We start from the raw sequence: 17,422 nt of genomic DNA, 5'->3' as shown, positions 1-17,422 counted from the left end.
GGGGAAAGTGCGGCCGGCCTAGACTGGCCGCATGAACCCCGTCCTCATCGAAGTCCTGCGCGGCAGCGCCGTCGAGTCCTGCCACGCCGGCGCGCTGGCCATCGTCGACGCGTCCGGCGCCGTGCACACGGCGCTGGGCGATGTCGACCGCCCCGTCTTCCCGCGCTCGGCCGTCAAGCTGCTGCAGGCCCTGCCGCTGGTGGCCAGCGGCGCCGCCGACACCTTCCAGCTGACCGACGAGGAACTGTCGCTGGCCTGCGCGTCGCACAGCGGCGAGCCCGCCCACGTGGCCACCGCGGCCGGCGTGCTGGCCAGGCTGGGGCTGGACGCGAGCGCGCTGGAATGCGGCACGCAGTGGCCCGGCCGCGAGCCGGTGCTGCGCGCGATGGTGGCCCGCGGCGAGGTGGCCACGCCGCTGCACAACAACTGCTCGGGCAAGCACAGCGGCTTCGTCTGCGTGGCCTGTGCGATGGCGCGTAACGCCGGCGCGGAGCCTGCGGCGTTCGCACGCGGCTACGTCGCCGCCGACCACCCCGTCATGCGCGAGGTGTCGGCGGCGCTGTCGGCCACCACGGGCGTGGACGTCGAGCGCGCGCCGCGCGGCATCGACGGCTGCTCCATCCCCACGTTCGCGCTGCCGCTGCGCGCGCTGGCGCTGGCGTTCGCCCGCGCGGGCACGGGCCAGGGCCTGTCCGATGCGAATGCGCGCGCCGCGCGCCGGCTGCGCCAGGCCGCCGCCCGTGCGCCGTTCATGGTGGGCGGCACGGACCGCTTCGACACCCGCGTCATGCAGGCCTTCGGCGAGCGGCTGTTCTGCAAGATCGGCGCCGAGGGCGTCTACTGCGCCGCGCTGCCTGAACTGGGCCTAGGCGTGGCGCTGAAGATCGACGACGGCGCCGCCCGCGCGGCCGAAGCGGCGATGGCCGCCGTCGCGCAGGAGCTGCTGCGCGACGAGGGCGCGCTGCTGCGCGGCTACAGCCACCTCCCGCTGCGCAACTGGAACGGGCTGGACGTCGGCTCGCTGCGGCCGACGGCGGCACTGCAGGCGCTGGGCCACGCCCGCCCCTAGGAGCGCCGGCCCGCCCGCCGACAGGGCAGACGTGAATAAAAACGATACAAAACGAGACCAAGCAAGCGCTTGATTGGCTTTACAGTCGGCAACATGTCTGCTGCAAAGCCCCCCTCACCCGACGCCCAGCCGCCCCGCGAGCGGCTGCTGGCCGAAGCCATGCGCCTGTTCGGCGAGCGCGGCTTCGACGCGGTGACCACCCGCGAAATCTGCGCCGCCGCCGGCGTGAACCCCGGCGCCATCCACTACCACTTCGGCGACAAGGACGGCCTGTACCGCGAGGTGCTGCGGCTGCCGGTCACCGAGCTGACCCAGCTGCTGGAAGGCTTTGACGCGCGGGAGCTGAGCCTGCACGAGTCCATCCGCCGGTTCCTCCAGCCCTTCCTGTTCGACGACGGCGCCTGCAGCGCGCAGCTGTTCTTCCGCGAGATGCAGGCGCCCAGCCCCATCTTCATGGACACCGTGGCGCGCGACGTGGGCCCGCTGTTCGACCGCTTTGCCCGGCTGCTGGCGCGGCACGCCGGCATGGCCGAACCCAACGCCGCCATCCACCAGCTCGCCATGGGGCTGCAGGCCATGGCGCACGACTACGCCATGAGCCGCCCGATGCTGGACAGCTTCCATCCCGAGCTGCTGGCCGACGACCCGCTGCTGGAGCAGACCTGCCACCGCCTGGCCGACTGGGGCTGCGCCCTGGTGGCCTACGAAAGCAACCGCCACAAGCCCACATGACCCGACGCCCCCTCTTCCTCGCCGCGCCGCTGCTGGCGCTGCTGGCCGCCTGCACGGCGGTGCCGCCCGCCGCGCCGCCCGCCTCGGCCGCCATTCCCGCCACCTGGCGCTCGCCGCTGCCGCACGGCGGCAGCACCACGGCCCTGGCCGCCTGGTGGCAGGCCTTCAGCGACCCCGCGCTGGCCCGTCTCGTCGAGCGTGCGCAGGCACAGAGTCCCACGCTGGCCCAGGCCGCCGCGCGCCGCCGCCAGGCCGAGGCCGGCGCCGCCCAGGCGCGCGCGGCGCTGCTGCCGGCGCTGACGGCCAACGCGCAGGCCCAGCGCGGCCGCAACCTCAGCGGCATGGCCGGTACGGCCACGACGGCCAGCGGCACGCTGAACGCGAGCTGGGAGATCGACCTGTTCGGCGGCCAGCGTGCCGCCGCCGAGGCCGGCGCCGCGGAGGCCAATGCGGCAACGGCCGACTGGCATGCGGCGCGCGTCAGCCTCGCCGCCGACGTGGCGCAGGCCTATGTGCAGCTGCGGCTGGCGCAGGCGCGCGAGGAAAGCGCCGAGCTGGACACGCGCTTTGCCGAGCAGATCGCCGCCTGGGGCCGCGAACAGCAGAAGGCCGGGCTGATGAGCACCAGCGACGCCGCCATCCTGAACACCGAGCGCGCCGTCGCCGCGGCCAACCGCAGCCAGTGGCGTGCCGAGGCACAGATCGCGCTGCAGACGCTGGCGTTGCTGTGCGGCGAGCGCGCCGAGGCGCTGGCCGCCGAGCTGGCGCCGCCGGCGGTGGCCCCGCAGGGCTTCGACCTGCGCCGCAGCCAGCCGCGCGCGCCGGCCTTCGACGTGACCGCGCTGCCGGCGCAGCTGCTGGCCCAGCGCCCCGACCTGAGCGCCGCGCACCAGCGCTGGATCGCCGCGGTGCAGACGCAGCGCAGCGTGGAGGCGCAGCGCTGGCCGCAGCTCAGCCTGGCCGCGCTGGCCGGCGAGACGCGGCTGCGCGCCGGCGGTGCGACGAGCAACGCGTCGACCTGGTCGTTCGGCCCGAGCCTGAGCCTGCCGATCTTCGACGCCGGCCTGCGCAAGGCCCGCGCCGAGGGCGCCGAGGCCGCCGCCGACGAAGCCGCCGCCGGGCTGCAGGCCCGCTGGCAGCAGGCCGTGGCCGAGGTCGAGCAGCAGCTGCAGCGCGTGACCGCCGGCGCCGAGCGCGAGCGCGAGGTGGACGCCGTCAAGCGCGAGTGGGAAGGCATCGCACTGCGCACCGCCGCCCAGGCCCAGGCCGGGCTGCAGAGCGGCGCGCAACGCAACGCGACCTACCGCAACGCCCTGGCCGCCTACGACGCCGTGCTGGGCGTGCGCGCCGAGCAGGCACTCGCCTGGATCGGCCTGTACCGCAGCCTCGGCGGCGGCTGGAAGGAATGACGCCCCTCGCCCAGTCCGGCCGCGCTGAACGCAGGCCGGCCCGGTCGGTCCCCCGAAGGGACGGCGATGCAAGCGGCCTCGAGCCGCATGCACATCGCCTCAGGCGGGCCGGCTTGGGAGCGGCCCGGCGCTCGGCCCGCAAGAACGCATGACGTGAGCCCACAAATTGCCCTGGACAACTGACATGAAGACCCGCATCCCCACCCTCCTCACCGCCACCCTGACGCTCGCGCTGGCCGCGGCCTTCGTCATCGCGTTGTCCGGCCCCGCCGAGGCGCAGCAGGCCGCCGCCAGCGCGGCGCCCAAGCCGGCGCTGACCGTCAAGCGCGTGCTGGCGCAGTCGGCCACGTGGCCGCAGACACTGTCGGGCACCGGCTCCATCGCCGCGTGGCAGGACGTCGTCATCGGTGCCGAGATCGGCGGCCAGCGACTGGCCCAGCTCCACGTCGACGTCGGCGACCGCGTGAAGAAGGGCCAGTTGCTGGCCCGCCTGAGCCCCGGCACGCTGGAAGCCGACCTGGCCGCGTCGAAGGCCGCGCTGCTGGAGGCCGAGGCCTCGGCGCGCGACGCCCACCTGACCGCCGAGCGCGTGAAGACGCTGCAGGGCAGCGACGCGCTGTCACCGCAGGCCATCGACCAGGCGCTCGCCGCCGACGCCGCCGCGCAGGCCCGCGTCGCCGCCGCCAAGGCCCGGCTGCAGGCCGACCAGCTGCGCCTGTCGTACACGCAGATCACGGCGCCGGACGACGGCGTCATCAGCGCCCGCATCGCCACGCCCGGCGCGCTGGTGCAGCCGGGGCAGGAGCTGTTCCGCCTGCAGCGCCAGGGCCGCCTGGAGTGGCGCGCCGAGGTGCCGGGCGCCGAGATCGCACAACTGAAGATCGGTCAGAAGGTGCGCGTGCAGCCCAGCGGCGCGCCCGCGCTGGAAGGCCGGGTGCGCCGCGTCGCGCCGCAGGTGGACGCGCAGACGCGCAACGGCCTGGTCTACGTGGACCTGAAGGGCGGCGACGAACTGCGCGCCGGGCTGTTCGCCCGCGGCGACTTCGTGCTGGGCGAGAGCGCCGCGCTGACGCTGCCGCAGAGCGCCGTGCTGCTGCGCGACGGCTTCAGCTACGTTTTCCGCATCGACGGCACCAAGGTGCGCCAGCAGAAGGTGCAGATCGGCCGCCGCGAGGCCGACCGCGTCGAGGTGCGCTCGGGCCTGGCCGCGGGTGCCGCGGTCGTCGAGTCCGGCGTCGGCTTCCTGGCCGACGGCGACACGGTGCGCGTGGCGCAGTAAGGAGACATCGAGATGTTCAACGTCTCCCGCTGGAGCATCGCCAACCCGGTGCCCGCCATCATGCTGTTCATCATGCTGACGGTGGCCGGCCTGTACGGCTTCAAGCAGATGAAGGTGCAGCAGTTCCCCGACATCGAGCTGCCCACCATCGTCGTCAGCGCGTCGCTGCCGGGCGCCGCGCCCGCGCAGATGGAAACCGAGGTGGCCCGCAAGATCGAGAACTCGATCGCCACCGTGCAGGGCGTCAAGCACATCTACACCAAGGTGCAGGACGGCATGGCCACGGTCACCGTCGAATACCGCCTGGAAAAGCCATTGCAGGAGGCGCAGGACGACACGCGCAACGCGGTGTCGCAGATCCGCGCCGACCTGCCGGCCGACCTCCGCGACCCGGTCATCACGAAGATGAACCTGTCGGGCATGCCCATCCTGACCTACACGGTCTCGTCCAGCGCGATGGACGACGAGGCGCTGTCCTGGTTCGTCGACAACCAGGTCGCCAAGCGGCTGCTGGCGGTGCGCGGCGTGGGCTCGGTGTCGCGCGTGGGCGGCGTCAGCCGCGAGCTGCGTGTGGAGCTGGACCCGCCGCGCATGCTGGCGCTGGGCGTCACGGCGGCCGAGGTGTCGCGCCAGCTGAAGAACGTGCAGCAGGAAGCGCCCGGCGGCCGCGCCCAGCTGGGCGGCGCCGAGCAGTCGCTGCGCACCATCGCCACCGTGCAGAGCGCGGCCGAGCTGGCGGCGATGGACATCCCGCTGGCCGACGGCCGACGCGTGCGGCTGGACCAGGTGGCCGCCGTCAGCGACACGCTGGCCGAGCGCCGCTCAGGCGCCTTCCTGAACGGCAAGCCGGTGGTGGGCTTCGAGATCGTGCGCGCCAAGGGCGCCGGCGAGGTGGACGTGGCCGAGCGGCTGCGCGCCGCGCTGGAGGAGCTGAAGGCCGCGCACCCCGACATCACCGTCACCGAGGCCTTCAACTTCGTCGACCCCGTCATCGAGAACTACGACGGCAGCGTCTCGCTGCTGCTGGAGGGCGCCTTCCTGGCGGTGGTGGTGGTGTGGTTCTTCCTGCGCGACTGGCGCGCCACGCTGGTCAGCGCCGTCGCGCTGCCGCTGTCGGCGATTCCCACCTTCCTCGTCATGCACTGGATGGGCTTCACGCTCAACGTCATCACGCTGCTGTCGCTGTCGCTGGTCATCGGCGTGCTGGTGGACGATGCCATCGTCGAGATCGAGAACATCATGCGCCACCTGACGATGGGCAAGACGCCGCTGGAGGCGGCCCGCGAGGCGGCGGACGAGATCGGCATGGCCGTCATCGCGACGACCTTCACGCTGATCGCCGTGTTCCTTCCCACCGCGTTCATGAGCGGGGTGGTGGGCAAGTTCTTCGTCCAGTTCGGCTGGACGGCGGCCATCGCGGTGTTCTTCTCGCTGGTGGTGGCCCGCATGCTGACGCCCATGATGGCCGCCTACGTGCTCAAGGCGCCCAAGCGCCAGCACAAGGAGCCGTTCTGGATGCCCGCCTACCTGCGCGCCGCGCGCTGGGCGTTCACGCACAAGGGCAAGACGCTGGCGCTCACGGCCGCATTCAGCGTGGCGGCCTGCGCGCCGCTGTTCATGGGCAAGATTCCCGGCGCCTTCATCCCGCCGGATGACCTGAGCCAGACGCAGATCAGCATCGAGCTGCCGCCCGGCAGCACGTACGAGGAGACGCGCGCCGTGGCCGAGCAGGCCCGTGCCGCGGCGGCTGCACATGCGCATGTGAAGCTCATCTACACGGCCGTGGGCGGCGGCAACGCCGGCGGTGACCCGTTCGCCATGGGTGGCTCGGCGGAATCGCGCAAGGCCACGCTGACGGTGAACCTGACACCTCGCCACGAGCGCCGCGGCACCAGCAAGCAGCAGATCGAGCGCGAGCTGCGCGAGCGGCTGGAGCCCATCGCCGGCGCGCGCATCAAGGTCACCTTCGGCGGCTCCAACGAGAAGTACCAGCTCGTGCTGGCCGGCGAGGACGGCGACGCGCTCGCCGCGCACGCCGCCAAGGTGGAGCAGGAGCTGCGCGGCCTGCCCGGCATCGGCCAGGTGACCAGCAGCTCCAGCCTGCAGCGCCCCGAGCTCATCGTGCGGCCCGACACGGCCCGCGCGGCCGACCTGGGCGTCAGCACCGCGGCCATCGCCGACACGCTGCGCATCGCCACCGCGGGTGACTACGACCAGCTGCTGCCCAAGCTCAACCTCAGCCAGCGCCAGGTGCCCATCGTCGTGCGCCTGCCCGACTCGGCCCGCACCGACCTGGCCCTGCTGGGCGAGCTGACCGTGCCCGGCGCGCGCGGCCCGGTGCCGGTTCGCCAGGTGGCGGAGCTGCAGCTGACCAGCGGCCCGGCGCAGATCGACCGCTTCGACCGGCTGCGCAACGTCAACTTCGAGATCGAGCTGAACGGCCAGCCGCTGTCGGAGGTGCAGGCCGCCGCGAACGGGCTGCCCAGCATCGCCACGCTGCCGCCGGGCATCACGAAGGCCGAGGTGGGCGACGCCGAGGCCTTCGCCGAACTGGGCCAGGGCTTCGCGCTGGCCATGGGCACGGGCGTGGCGTGCATCTACATCGTGCTGGTGCTGCTGTTCCACGCATGGGTGCAGCCGGTCACCATCCTGGGGGCGCTGGTGCTGTCCATCCCGGGCGCCATCCTGGCGCTGTTCGTGACCGGCACCGACCTGTCCATGCCGGCCATGATCGGCATGATCATGCTGATGGGCATCGCGACGAAGAACTCCATCCTGCTGGTGGAGTACGCCATCGTCGCGCAGCGCGAGCAGGGCCTGTCGAGGCTGGACGCGCTGCTGGACGCCTGCCACAAGCGCGCGCGGCCCATCGTCATGACGACGCTGGCCATGGGCGCGGGCATGCTGCCCATCGCCTTGGGCTTCGGCACCGACCCGAGCTTCCGCGCGCCGATGGCCATCGTCGTCATCGGCGGGCTGATCACCAGCACCTTCCTGAGCCTGCTGGTGATCCCGGTGCTCTACGAGGTGGTGGACGACACGATCCAGCGCTTCACGCGCAGCAAGGCGAAGGCGCACGACGCAACGGCGTCCGCCTGACGCCCCCCCAGGCACCGCCGCCGGGGCCCGGGCCTTGAACTGCCGTCCTGCGCGACGGCAGTTCTGTTTGCGGACCGCGCGAACCCGCCGCTCAGCCGAGCCGGAACACCGCCACCGACCGCGTCAGCTCATCCGCCTGCTGCTGCAGGCTGGCCGCGGCCGCGGCGGATTCCTCCACCAGCGCGGCATTCTGCTGGGTCATCTGGTCCAGGCCCGCGATGGCCTGGCTGATCTGGCCGATGCCGGTGCTCTGCTCGCCGGTGGCATGGCTGATCTCGGACACGATGCTGCCCACGCGCGCGATGGCGTCGATGATCTCGTGCATCGTCTGCCCGGCGCGCGTGACGAGGGCGGCGCCGTTGTCGACGTTCTCGCCGCTCTGCGTGATGAGTGCCTTGATCTCGCGTGCCGCCTCGGCCGAGCGCTGCGCCAGCGTGCGCACCTCGCCGGCCACCACCGCGAAGCCGCGGCCCTGCTCACCCGCCCGCGCCGCCTCCACGGCCGCGTTCAGCGCCAGGATGTTGGTCTGGAAGGCGATGCCGTCGATGACCGAGATGATGTCGGCGATCTTGGCCGACGAGGCGCTGATGCGGCCCATGGTTTCGACCACCTCGTCCACGACGCTGCCGCCGCGGCGCGCCACGGCGGTCGCGTCGCTGGCCAGTTGCTGGGCCTGGCGCGCCGACTCGGCGTTGTGCGTGACGCTGGCCGTCAGCTGCTCCATCGCCGAAGCCGTCTCCTGCAGGTTGGACGCCGCCTGCTCGGTACGGTTGCTGAGGTCCTGGCTGCCGGTGGCCACCTCGCGCGACGCATTGGCGATGTTGTCGGTGCTCTGGCGTACGCCGTTGACGACCTCGGCGAGCGAGTCCTGCATGCCCTGCACGCCGCGCATCAACGCCGCCGTCTCGTCACTGCCGACGACGCGCACCGGCTGGCTCAGGTCGTGCCCGGCGATGCGTTCGGCCGTCTGCACGGCGGCCGCCAGCGGCGCGAGGATGGACTTGATGTTGACCGCCGTGTAGGCCGCCAGCAGCAGCACCGCCACGATGACCACCGCGATCAGGTTGCGCCGGATGCCGCGCTCATGCTCGTCCAGCCGCGCCACCTGGCTGGCCGAGTGCTTGTCGATGCGCTCGGTCATCTCGGCCAGCGTCTTGTCCATCGCCCGCACGGGCCCCTTGACGGGCTCCATGGCCTGGTTGGCCGCGGCCGTGTCGGCGAACTCGCCCTTGGCCACCCGCTCCAGGATGCTGCCAAAGCCGCTGCGGTAGTCCTGCAGGGACTTCTGCAACTCCCCGGGCATGCGCCGCACATCGTCCGGGACGTCCAGCTTGCCGATGCGCTCCAGGCTGGTCGAGACCTTGTCGAAGGTCTCGTTCCACTCCTTGCGGTAGCGCTCCACGGCCTTGGGATCGGCCAGGTTGATGAGCAGGTCCTTCTCGTAGCGCCGCAGGTTGCCGACGCCAGCGCGGATGCCGGCCAGCTGTGTCAGTGACTCGACGTCGTTGTCCACGTAGTGCACGAACTCCGCCTTGGACTGCGCGAGGCTGCGCAGTCCCTGCAGGCCGACGATCAGCAGGCCCAGCACCGCCAGCGCGGCGAGTGCGAGCAGCCTCGCCTTGATCGTGAAATCGCTCAGCTGCATCGCCACTCCCTCCGCAGAAGATCGTGGCGCGAGACTAGCCGCTGGACGCCTCCGCGCCAAGCCACAAATCCCGCATGGCTTGCTGGAAGGCGTCGCCGACGCGCTGCGGCGCCCGCCACGGCCGCGCCCGCCCGGCCACCCAGACGGACTGCCACGGCGAGCCGTTGCTGCCGAAGACGACGGCGTCGAGCAGGTGCTCGTCCGGCACGCCACACAGCCCATCGGCCTCGCGATTGAGCACCAGTGCGTCGGCGCGGGCGCCGGGCGTCAGACCCCAGGCGGTGAAGCCCGCCGCGCGGGCGCCCCCCTGCACGGCCGCCTCGAACAGCCGCGCCGCGCTGGACGGCTGGCTGCCCGGCAGCGCCGCGATGTTGCGCTGCCGGTACAGCAGCCGCTGGCCGTACTCCAGCCAGCGCAGTTCCTCCACCCAGCCACGCGTGACCTGGCTGTCCGACCCCACCGTCAATGCCACGTTGTGATGCAGCCAGCGAGGCAGGTCCGCGAAGCCGTCGCCCAGATTGGCCTCGGTGCCCGGGCAGATGACGATGCCCGCACCGCTTGCCGCCACGGCCTCGATCTCGGAGCCTTCCGCGTGCGTCGCATGCACCAGCTGCCAGCGCGGGTCCAGGCGGCCATGCTCGGCCAGCCACTGCAGCGGCCGCAGGCCGGTCGTCGTCACGCAGTCCACCACCTCGGCCGTCTGCTCGGCGACGTGGATGTGGATGGGCAGGTCGGCGCCGCCGACGAGGCTCAGCAGCCGCGAGATGTCGGCCGGCGATGCGCCGCGCAGCGAGTGCAGCGCCACGCCGGCGTTCACGCGCGGCAGGCCGGCGGCGTTGACACGCTGGCAGGCGCGCCAGGCCCAGTCGGCATCGGCGGCGAAACGATGCTGGTCGGGGCGCAGGCCCGCCGCGTCGAAGCCGCTGCGCGTGTAGACGACGGGCAGCAGCGTCAGGCCGATGCCGGTGTCCTCGGCCGCGGCGGCCAGCGCCCAGGCCATGTCCAGCTCGTCGTCGAAGTCCTGCCCCTGCGCCGGGTGGTGCAGGTAGTGGAACTCGCAGACCTGCGTGTAGCCGCCACGCAGCAGCTCGGCATAGAGCTGGCTGGCCACGGCGCGCAACTGGTGCGGCGAGATGCGCAGCGCCAGCGCGTACATGCGATCGCGCCAGCTCCAGAAGTCGTCCTCGCCGGCCTCGCGGCGCTCGGCCAGACCCACGAACGCGCGCTGGAAGGCATGGCTGTGCGCATTGACCAGGCTGGGGATGACCGGACCGGCCAGCGACTCGGCCTCCGGCGGCGCGGCGGTGTTAACGCTGATCTCGGACCAGTGCCCCGTCGCGTCCACCGTCAGCAGCACGTCGCGCTGCCAACCGCCATTCACCCAGGCGAGCGGGGCGTGCAGCTTCTTCAGGCCGGGCATGCCAGCATCTCCGTGAGCATCTGTTCGATCAGCGGCGCGACCCGGGCAGCGGCGGCCTCGTCATAGGCCTCCCGCGGGTCCCGCGCCTCGTCCATGTAGCAGCGCTGGCACATCTCCAGTTGCACGGCGTGCACGCCCTCGCCCGGCCGGCCGTAGTGGCGCGTGATGTAGCCGCCCTTGAAGCGGCCGTTGACGACATGGCTGTAACGAGCCTGGCTGGCCAGCAGCGCGCCGAGACGCTGGGTGATGGCCGGCGCGCACGACGCGCCGTCGGCCGTGCCGAGGTTGAGCGCCGGCAGCTGGCCGTCGAACAGCCAGGGCAGCTCGGAGCGGATGCTGTGGCCGTCGAACAGCAGCGCGCGGCCGTGCTCGGCGTGCAGGCGCTGCAGCTCGGCGGCCAGCGCGTCGTGGTACGGCCGCCAGCAGGCCTCGCGGCGCGCGGCGATCTCCAGCGCATCGGGCTCGGCGCCGTCGCGGTACAGCGGCTCGCTGGTGAAGAAATGCGTGGGCACCAGGCCGGTGCCTCCGGACGCGCCGGGGTACAGCGGTTGATCGTCGGGCGGGCGGTTCAGGTCGATGACGTAGCGGCTGTAGCGCGGCACGATGAGGCTGGCGCCCAGCGCCTCGGCAACGGGGCGGTAGAGCCGCTCCAGGTGCCAGTCGGTGTCCTCGCTGGCGAGCGCGCGCGGCACCAGGCGGCCGGCCAGCTCGGGCGGGATGTCGGTGCCCACGTGCGGCAGGCTGATCAGCAGCGGCACGCGGCCGCGCTGCAGATGGAAGACGCTCATGAAACTCCCTGGAACACCCGCTCTGTCAGCGGGTTATGCCCGAAGCATGCGGCCAGCTCGCGCGGGTGTCCAGCATCCCAGACGCAGAAGTCGGCACGCTGCCCGGCCACCAGCTGGCCGCGGTCACGCAGGCCCAGCGCGCGGGCACCGTTCACGGTGAGGCCACGCAGCGCCTCCTCGGGCGTCAGCCGGAACAGCACGCAGGCCATGTTCAGCATCAGCAGCGGCGACAGCGTCGGCGAGCTGCCGGGGTTGTGGTCGGTGGCGAGGGCGATGCGCACGCCGGCCTCGCGCAGCGCCGCGATGGGCGGCAGCTGCGTCTCGCGCAGCGCGTAGAACGCGCCGGGCAGCAGCACGGCCACCGTGCCGGCCTCGGCCATGGCCTGCACGCCGGCGGGGCTGACGAACTCGAGGTGATCGCAGCTCAGCGCGCGGTAGCCGGCGGCGAGCTGCGCACCGCCCTGGTCGCTCAACTGCTCGGCGTGCAGCTTGACGGGCAGACCCAGCGCCTTCGCCGCATCGAACACACGCCGCACCTGCGCCGGGCTGAAGGCGATGTGCTCGCAGAAGGCGTCCACCGCGTCCACCAGGCCTTGCGCGTGCAGCGCGGGCAGCCAGTCGCAGACGGCGGCGATGTAGGCGTCGGCATCGGCGAACTCGGGTGGCAGCGCGTGCGCGGCGAGGTAGGTGGTGCGCACGTCCACGCCGGTCAGCTGGCGCGCGACGCGCAGCATGCGCGCCTCGGTGGCCGCATCCAGCCCGTAACCGGACTTCACCTCCAGCGTCGTCACGCCCTCGCGCGCCAAGGCCAGCGCGCGCTTCGCGGCGCCGGTCAGCAGCTCGGCCTCGGTGGCGGCACGCGTGGCGGCCACCGTCGAGCGGATGCCGCCGCCGGCCTTGGCGATGTCGGCGTAGCTCGCGCCGTGCAGGCGCTGCTCGAACTCGTTCGCGCGGTTGCCGCCGTAGACGAGATGCGTGTGACAGTCCACCAGGCCCGGCGTGACGAGCGCGCCGTGCAGCTCGACAACCTCGTCGGCCGGCGGCGCCTCGGCACTGGGGCCGACCCAGCGCAGTTGGCCGCCGTCCACCAGCAGCGCGCCGTCGTCGATGAGGCCCCAGCCGCTATCGCCGGCCAGCGTGGCCAGCCGCCCCCCTCGCCACAACTTCATTCACCGCTCCAAGTCAGCCACCACGCATGGCTGCCCGTCGCGTCGGGCCCGGTGAACACGCAGCTCTGCGCGGCCGGCGCCTCGCACCAGGCCAGCGTCAGCGGCGCCAGCGGCATCGCGCGGTGGCCGTGCTCCAGCAGCCCCCCCTCCACGGTGAACAGGCCCACCCACGGCGTGCGCGGCAGCAGCACATGGCTGGCCGGCTCCACCTCCAGGTTGCCGCGGCGCTCCATGACGTTGAAGACGTCCGTCTCGCCGCGGATCAGCGCCGCCTCGGGCGCCAGGCCGCCGTCGAAACGCAACGGCTCGTCGCCGATGCTCTGCGGCCAGTCGAACAGCCGCAGCCCTGCGCCGCCAATGACCGCCAGCCAGCGATGCACGCCGGGGAAGGCGGAAAACGGCCCGTCACGGCTCACGCGGGCCACGCTGATGCGCAGCGCCCAGTCGTGCGCGTGCGGCCAGGCGAGCAGCTCGCGCGTCGTGCCGCCCTGGTTCTTCCAGGCCTGCGGCTGCACATCCGCCGCGCTGACCTTGCTCCAACTCATGTTCTCACCCTTGCAATGGGGCTGCGGTGCCACCACCGCCGCCCTTGGCCCTGCTCTGCAGGGAACTGCGCATTCTCCGCAGCTCCCGGCGGCAAAGCTCATGCCGAGAAGCTCCCTTGCAATTGGTAACGTGCCCCGGGGTGGGTCAGTTTCACGGAGGTTACCGCCACGCCGCGGCTGTAGGTGATGCGCTTGACGACCAGGCAGGGGTCGCGCCGGCCGATGCCCAGCAGCTTGGCCTCCACCTCGCCAGGCAGCGCCGCCTCGATCATGTAACGCGCCTCGGACAGCGGCGCCACGTCCAGCAGGTAGTGCGTGGGCGTGACGCGCGTGAAGTCCTGCTGCAGGTAGTCCGGCGCGCAGGCCGGGTTGACGGCGCGCTCCTCGCACTGAATGGGGTGGCCGTTCTCCAGGTGCACGATGAGGCTGAGGAACACCGGCGCGCCGCGCTTCAGGCCCAGCTCGGCGGCCTGCTGCGGCGAGGCCTTGCCGCGCAGCAGCGCGTGCACGCGCGCCTCGTGCTGGCCGCCGCGCTCCAGGATCTCCTCATGCACATCGCGCACGTTCAGCGTGCTGGAGATGCGGTGCAGCTGCGCGACGAAGCTGCCCACGCCCTGCACGCGCTCGATCAGCCCCTCCTGCACCAGCTCGCGCAGCGCGCGGTTCACGGTCATGCGGCTGACCTCGAACTGCGCCACCAGTGCGCCCTCGCTGGGCAGCAGGTCGCCGGCCACCCAGTGGCCGCTGGCGATGCCTTCGCGCAGATGGTTCTTGACCTTGAGGTACTGGGGTTCGGGGCTGGATGCGGTTCTGGGCATGGACCGCATGCTAGTTGACTTGACTTGTATAGACAACTAGAGTCCGCTCCGCTTTCAAGGAGTCCAGATGAACGCCCTGCCCCGCCCCGTCAAGGCCCCCACCGGCACGCAACTCAGCTGCAAGAGCTGGCTGACCGAGGCGGCCTACCGCATGCTGCAGAACAACCTCGACCCCGCCGTGGCCGAGAACCCGGACGCGCTGGTCGTCTACGGCGGCATCGGCAAGGCGGCGCGCAACTGGGACGCGTTCGACGCCATCCTCAAGTCGCTGCGCGAGCTGGGCGACGACGAGACGCTGCTCATCCAGTCCGGCAAGCCGGTCGGTGTGTTCCGCACGCATCCCGATGCGCCGCGCGTCCTGCTGGCGAACTCCAACCTGGTTCCGGCCTGGGCCACGTGGGAGCACTTCCACGAGCTGGACCGCAAGGGCCTGATGATGTACGGCCAGATGACGGCCGGCAGCTGGATCTACATCGGCAGCCAGGGCATCGTGCAGGGCACCTACGAGACCTTCGCGGAGGCCGCGCGCCAGCACTACGGCGGCGTGGCCAAGGGCCGCTGGATCCTGACGGCCGGCCTGGGCGGCATGGGTGGCGCGCAGCCGCTGGCCGCCACGTTCGCGGGCTTCTGCTCGCTGAACATCGAGTGCCAGCAGAGCCGCATCGACTTCCGCCTCAAGACCCGCTATGTCGACGAGCAGGCCACCGACCTGGACGACGCGCTGGCCCGCATCGCGAAGTACACGGCCGCCGGCGAGGCCAAGTCCATCGCGCTGCTGGGCAACGCGGCGGAGGTGCTGCCGGAGCTGGTGAAGCGTGGCGTGAAACCCGACCTGGTGACCGACCAGACCAGCGCCCACGACCTCATCCACGGCTACTGCCCGCCGGGCTGGAGCGTCGAGCAGTGGAAGGCCGCGGCCAGCGACCCGGCCCGCCACGCCGAACTGAAGGCCGCCGCCGCCGCCGGCTGCGCCACTCACGTGACGGCCATGCTGGCCTTCAAGGCGCAAGGCATCCCGACGGTGGACTACGGCAACAACATCCGCCAGGTCGCCAAGGACCAGGGCGTCACCAACGCGTTCGACTTCCCCGGTTTCGTGCCGGCCTATGTGCGGCCGCTGTTCTGCGAGGGCAAGGGGCCGTTCCGCTGGGTGGCGCTGTCGGGCGACCCCGAGGACATCCGCAAGACGGACGCCAAGCTGAAGGAACTGTTCCCCAAGGCGCCGCAGGGCCGCCCCCAAGGCGCCGGCACCCCCTCGGGGGGGCTGGCGCGAAGCGACAGCTCAGGGGGCACAAAGGACTACGCGGCGCTGCACCGCTGGCTGGACATGGCCGCCGAGCGCATCGCCTTCCAGGGCCTGCCGGCGCGCATCTGCTGGCTGGGCCTGGGTGAGCGCCACCTCGCCGGCCTGGCCTTCAACGAGATGGTCAGGACCGGCGAGCTGAAGGCGCCCATCGTCATCGGCCGCGACCACCTGGACAGCGGCTCCGTCGCCAGCCCCAACCGCGAGACCGAGGGCATGCAGGACGGCTCGGACGCCGTGTCCGACTGGCCGCTGCTGAACGCACTGCTGAACACCGCCGGCGGCGCGACGTGGGTGAGCCTGCACCACGGCGGCGGCGTGGGCATGGGCTACTCGCAGCACTCGGGCGTCGTCATCGTGGCCGACGGCAGCGACGCCGCCGCGCAGCGCCTGTCGCGCGTGCTGTGGAACGACCCGGCCACTGGCGTCATGCGCCATGCCGACGCCGGCTACCCGTCCGCCGCGGACTGCGCCCGCAAGAACGAACTGAACCTCCCTTCGCTATGAAACTCATCCCCGGACACCTGACCCTCGCCCAGCTCGCCGACATCGCCGCCGGCCGCGCCGAGCTGCAGCTCGACGACTGGACGGCCGTCGACCAGAGCGCCGCGCTCGTCGCCGCGGCGGCCGCGGGCGATGCGCCGGTCTACGGCGTCAACACGGGCTTCGGCAAGCTGGCCAGCACGCGCATCGCCAAGGACCAGCTCGCCGCGCTGCAGCTCAACCTCATCCGCAGTCACGCGGTCGGCGTCGGCGCGCCGATGAGCCCCGAGGTCGTGCGGCTGATGCTGGCCACCAAGGCCGGCAGCCTGGCGCGCGGCTTCTCGGGCGTGCGCCGCGTCGTCGTGCAGTCGCTGCTGGACGCGTTCAACGCCGGCTTCATCCCGTACGTGCCCGAGAAGGGCTCGGTCGGCGCCAGCGGCGACCTGGCCCCGCTGGCCCACCTGACGCTGGCACTGATGGGCGAAGGCGAGGCGCTGGTGAAGGGCCAGCGCGTGTCGGCCCGCGACGAGCTGGCCCGCCTGGGCCTCGCGCCGCTGACGCTGGCCGCCAAGGAAGGCCTGGCCCTCATCAACGGCACGCAGGCCAGCACCGCGCTGGCGCTGCATGCACTGATCCGTTTCGAGGACCTGTTCGCGACGGCGCTGGCCAGCGGCGCGATGACGCTGGACGCCGCCCGCGGCAGCGACGGCCCGTTCGACGCGCGCATCCACGCGGTGCGCGGCCAGCCCGGGCAGATGGAGGTTGCGGCGGTGTACCGCGCGCTGGCCGCCGGCAGCGCCATCCGCGCCAGCCACCGCGAGGGCGACGAGCGCGTGCAGGACCCGTACTGCCTGCGCTGCCAGCCGCAGGTCATGGGCGCCTGCCTGGACCAGGCCCGCCACGCGGCGCAGGTGCTGGTGCGCGAAGCCAATGCGGTGACCGACAACCCGCTGGTGTTCGACGACAGCATGATCAGCGGCGGCAACTTCCACGCCGAGCCGGTGGCCTTCGCGGCGGACAACCTGGCGCTGGCCATCGCCGAGGTGGGCGCCATCGCCGAGCGCCGCATCGCGATGCTGATCGACCCCGGCATCTCGCGCCTGCCGCCGTTCCTGACGGCCGACGCCGGCCTGCACAGCGGCTTCATGATCGCCCACGTGACGGCCGCGGCACTGGCCAGCGAGAACAAGAGCCTGGCCCACCCGGCCAGCGTCGACAGCCTGCCCACCAGCGCCAACCAGGAAGACCACGTCTCCATGGCCACGTTCGCCGCGCGCCGCCTGCACGCGATGCTGGACAACACGGCCCACATCGTCGCCATCGAGATGCTGGCGGCCGCGCAGGGCATCGACTTCCTGCGCCCGCTGCGCAGCTCGGCGCCAGTGGAGGCGCTGCACCAGCGCCTGCGCGCCGACTGCGCCAGCATGCCGGCCGACCATTACCTCGCGCCCGACATCGAGCGCGCGACGGCGCTGGTGCAGGCCGGCGCGCTGGCCGCCCCCGGCGCACCGGCATTCGGCGGCTGAGAGCGGCGGCCGGCCGGCCCATCGCCGGCCTCACCATCAGCGTGGCCGCCGGCGCGCGAGCTGCTGCGGCGCCGCGCGCCCGACGCAGGCGCGCTGGAGCCGCCAATGCCGCCAGGCACGCCGGCGCCGCCCCATGA

General features: G+C 72.4%; 13 protein-coding genes. 7 read left to right on the top strand and 6 right to left on the bottom strand.

From position 1 onward, the window contains the following. The first annotated feature begins 31 nt into the window (after window positions 1-31). The 5 genes from ACG04Q_RS13235 to ACG04Q_RS13215 all read left to right on the top strand — a co-directional run bounded on the left by ACG04Q_RS13235 (window position 32) and on the right by ACG04Q_RS13215 (window position 7,588). Window positions 32-1,069, top strand: coding sequence for an asparaginase (locus ACG04Q_RS13235; RefSeq protein WP_394511403.1), 1,038 nt, complete (start codon window positions 32-34; stop codon window positions 1,067-1,069). A gap of 93 nt (window positions 1,070-1,162) precedes the next feature. Then, window positions 1,163-1,801: a TetR/AcrR family transcriptional regulator gene (locus tag ACG04Q_RS13230; protein ID WP_394511402.1), complete on the top strand. Its 639-nt coding sequence runs from the start codon at window positions 1,163-1,165 to the stop codon at window positions 1,799-1,801. After that, window positions 1,798-3,210, top strand: a complete 1,413-nt coding sequence (locus ACG04Q_RS13225; RefSeq protein WP_394511401.1) for an efflux transporter outer membrane subunit — start codon at window positions 1,798-1,800, stop codon at window positions 3,208-3,210. The genes ACG04Q_RS13230 and ACG04Q_RS13225 overlap by 4 nt, the downstream gene beginning before the upstream one ends. A gap of 184 nt (window positions 3,211-3,394) precedes the next feature. Further along, on the top strand, window positions 3,395-4,489 hold the full coding sequence (locus ACG04Q_RS13220; protein WP_394511400.1) for an efflux RND transporter periplasmic adaptor subunit: 1,095 nt from the start codon (window positions 3,395-3,397) through the stop codon (window positions 4,487-4,489). Between the two features lie 12 nt (window positions 4,490-4,501). Further along, complete coding sequence (locus tag ACG04Q_RS13215) at window positions 4,502-7,588, top strand: efflux RND transporter permease subunit (protein ID WP_394511399.1); 3,087 nt, start codon at window positions 4,502-4,504, stop codon at window positions 7,586-7,588. Between the two features lie 91 nt (window positions 7,589-7,679). Here ACG04Q_RS13215 and ACG04Q_RS13210 read toward each other — a convergent pair whose 3' ends face one another. The 6 genes from ACG04Q_RS13210 to hutC all read right to left on the bottom strand — a co-directional run bounded on the left by ACG04Q_RS13210 (window position 7,680) and on the right by hutC (window position 13,973). Further along, window positions 7,680-9,233, bottom strand: a complete 1,554-nt coding sequence (locus ACG04Q_RS13210) for a methyl-accepting chemotaxis protein (protein ID WP_394511398.1) — start codon at window positions 9,231-9,233, stop codon at window positions 7,680-7,682. A gap of 34 nt (window positions 9,234-9,267) precedes the next feature. After that, on the bottom strand, window positions 9,268-10,653 hold the full coding sequence (hutF, locus tag ACG04Q_RS13205) for a formimidoylglutamate deiminase (RefSeq protein WP_394511397.1): 1,386 nt from the start codon (window positions 10,651-10,653) through the stop codon (window positions 9,268-9,270). Next, on the bottom strand, window positions 10,641-11,441 hold the full coding sequence (gene hutG, locus ACG04Q_RS13200; protein ID WP_394511396.1) for an N-formylglutamate deformylase: 801 nt from the start codon (window positions 11,439-11,441) through the stop codon (window positions 10,641-10,643). The genes hutF and hutG overlap by 13 nt, the downstream gene beginning before the upstream one ends. Next, entirely contained in the window at window positions 11,438-12,610 is a 1,173-nt protein-coding gene (hutI, locus tag ACG04Q_RS13195; protein WP_394511395.1) for an imidazolonepropionase, read from the bottom strand. Before hutI ends, hutG begins: the two co-directional genes overlap by 4 nt. After that, on the bottom strand, window positions 12,607-13,155 hold the full coding sequence (locus ACG04Q_RS13190) for a HutD/Ves family protein (protein WP_394511394.1): 549 nt from the start codon (window positions 13,153-13,155) through the stop codon (window positions 12,607-12,609). The genes hutI and ACG04Q_RS13190 overlap by 4 nt, the downstream gene beginning before the upstream one ends. Window positions 13,156-13,253: 98 nt before the next feature. Beyond that, window positions 13,254-13,973: a histidine utilization repressor gene (gene hutC / locus ACG04Q_RS13185; protein ID WP_394511393.1), complete on the bottom strand. Its 720-nt coding sequence runs from the start codon at window positions 13,971-13,973 to the stop codon at window positions 13,254-13,256. 67 nt (window positions 13,974-14,040) lie between these two features. Here hutC and hutU point away from each other — a divergent pair, with 67 nt between their 5' ends. Together hutU and hutH are read left to right on the top strand one after the other, a co-directional pair. Then, window positions 14,041-15,783, top strand: coding sequence for a urocanate hydratase (gene hutU, locus ACG04Q_RS13180; RefSeq protein WP_394511392.1), 1,743 nt, complete (start codon window positions 14,041-14,043; stop codon window positions 15,781-15,783). Further along, window positions 15,780-17,285 carry a histidine ammonia-lyase gene (gene hutH, locus ACG04Q_RS13175; protein WP_394511391.1) on the top strand — a complete coding sequence of 502 codons (1,506 nt, stop codon included), beginning with the start codon at window positions 15,780-15,782 and terminating at the stop codon, window positions 17,283-17,285. Before hutU ends, hutH begins: the two co-directional genes overlap by 4 nt. Window positions 17,286-17,422: the final 137 nt, after the last annotated feature.

The organism is Pelomonas lactea, assembly GCF_043555885.1.
GTDB classification, from domain to species: Bacteria; Pseudomonadota; Gammaproteobacteria; order Burkholderiales; family Burkholderiaceae_C; genus Pelomonas; species Pelomonas lactea.
Note: the sequence above shows the minus strand (reverse complement) of the source record. Positions and strands in the feature narration are given on the sequence as shown.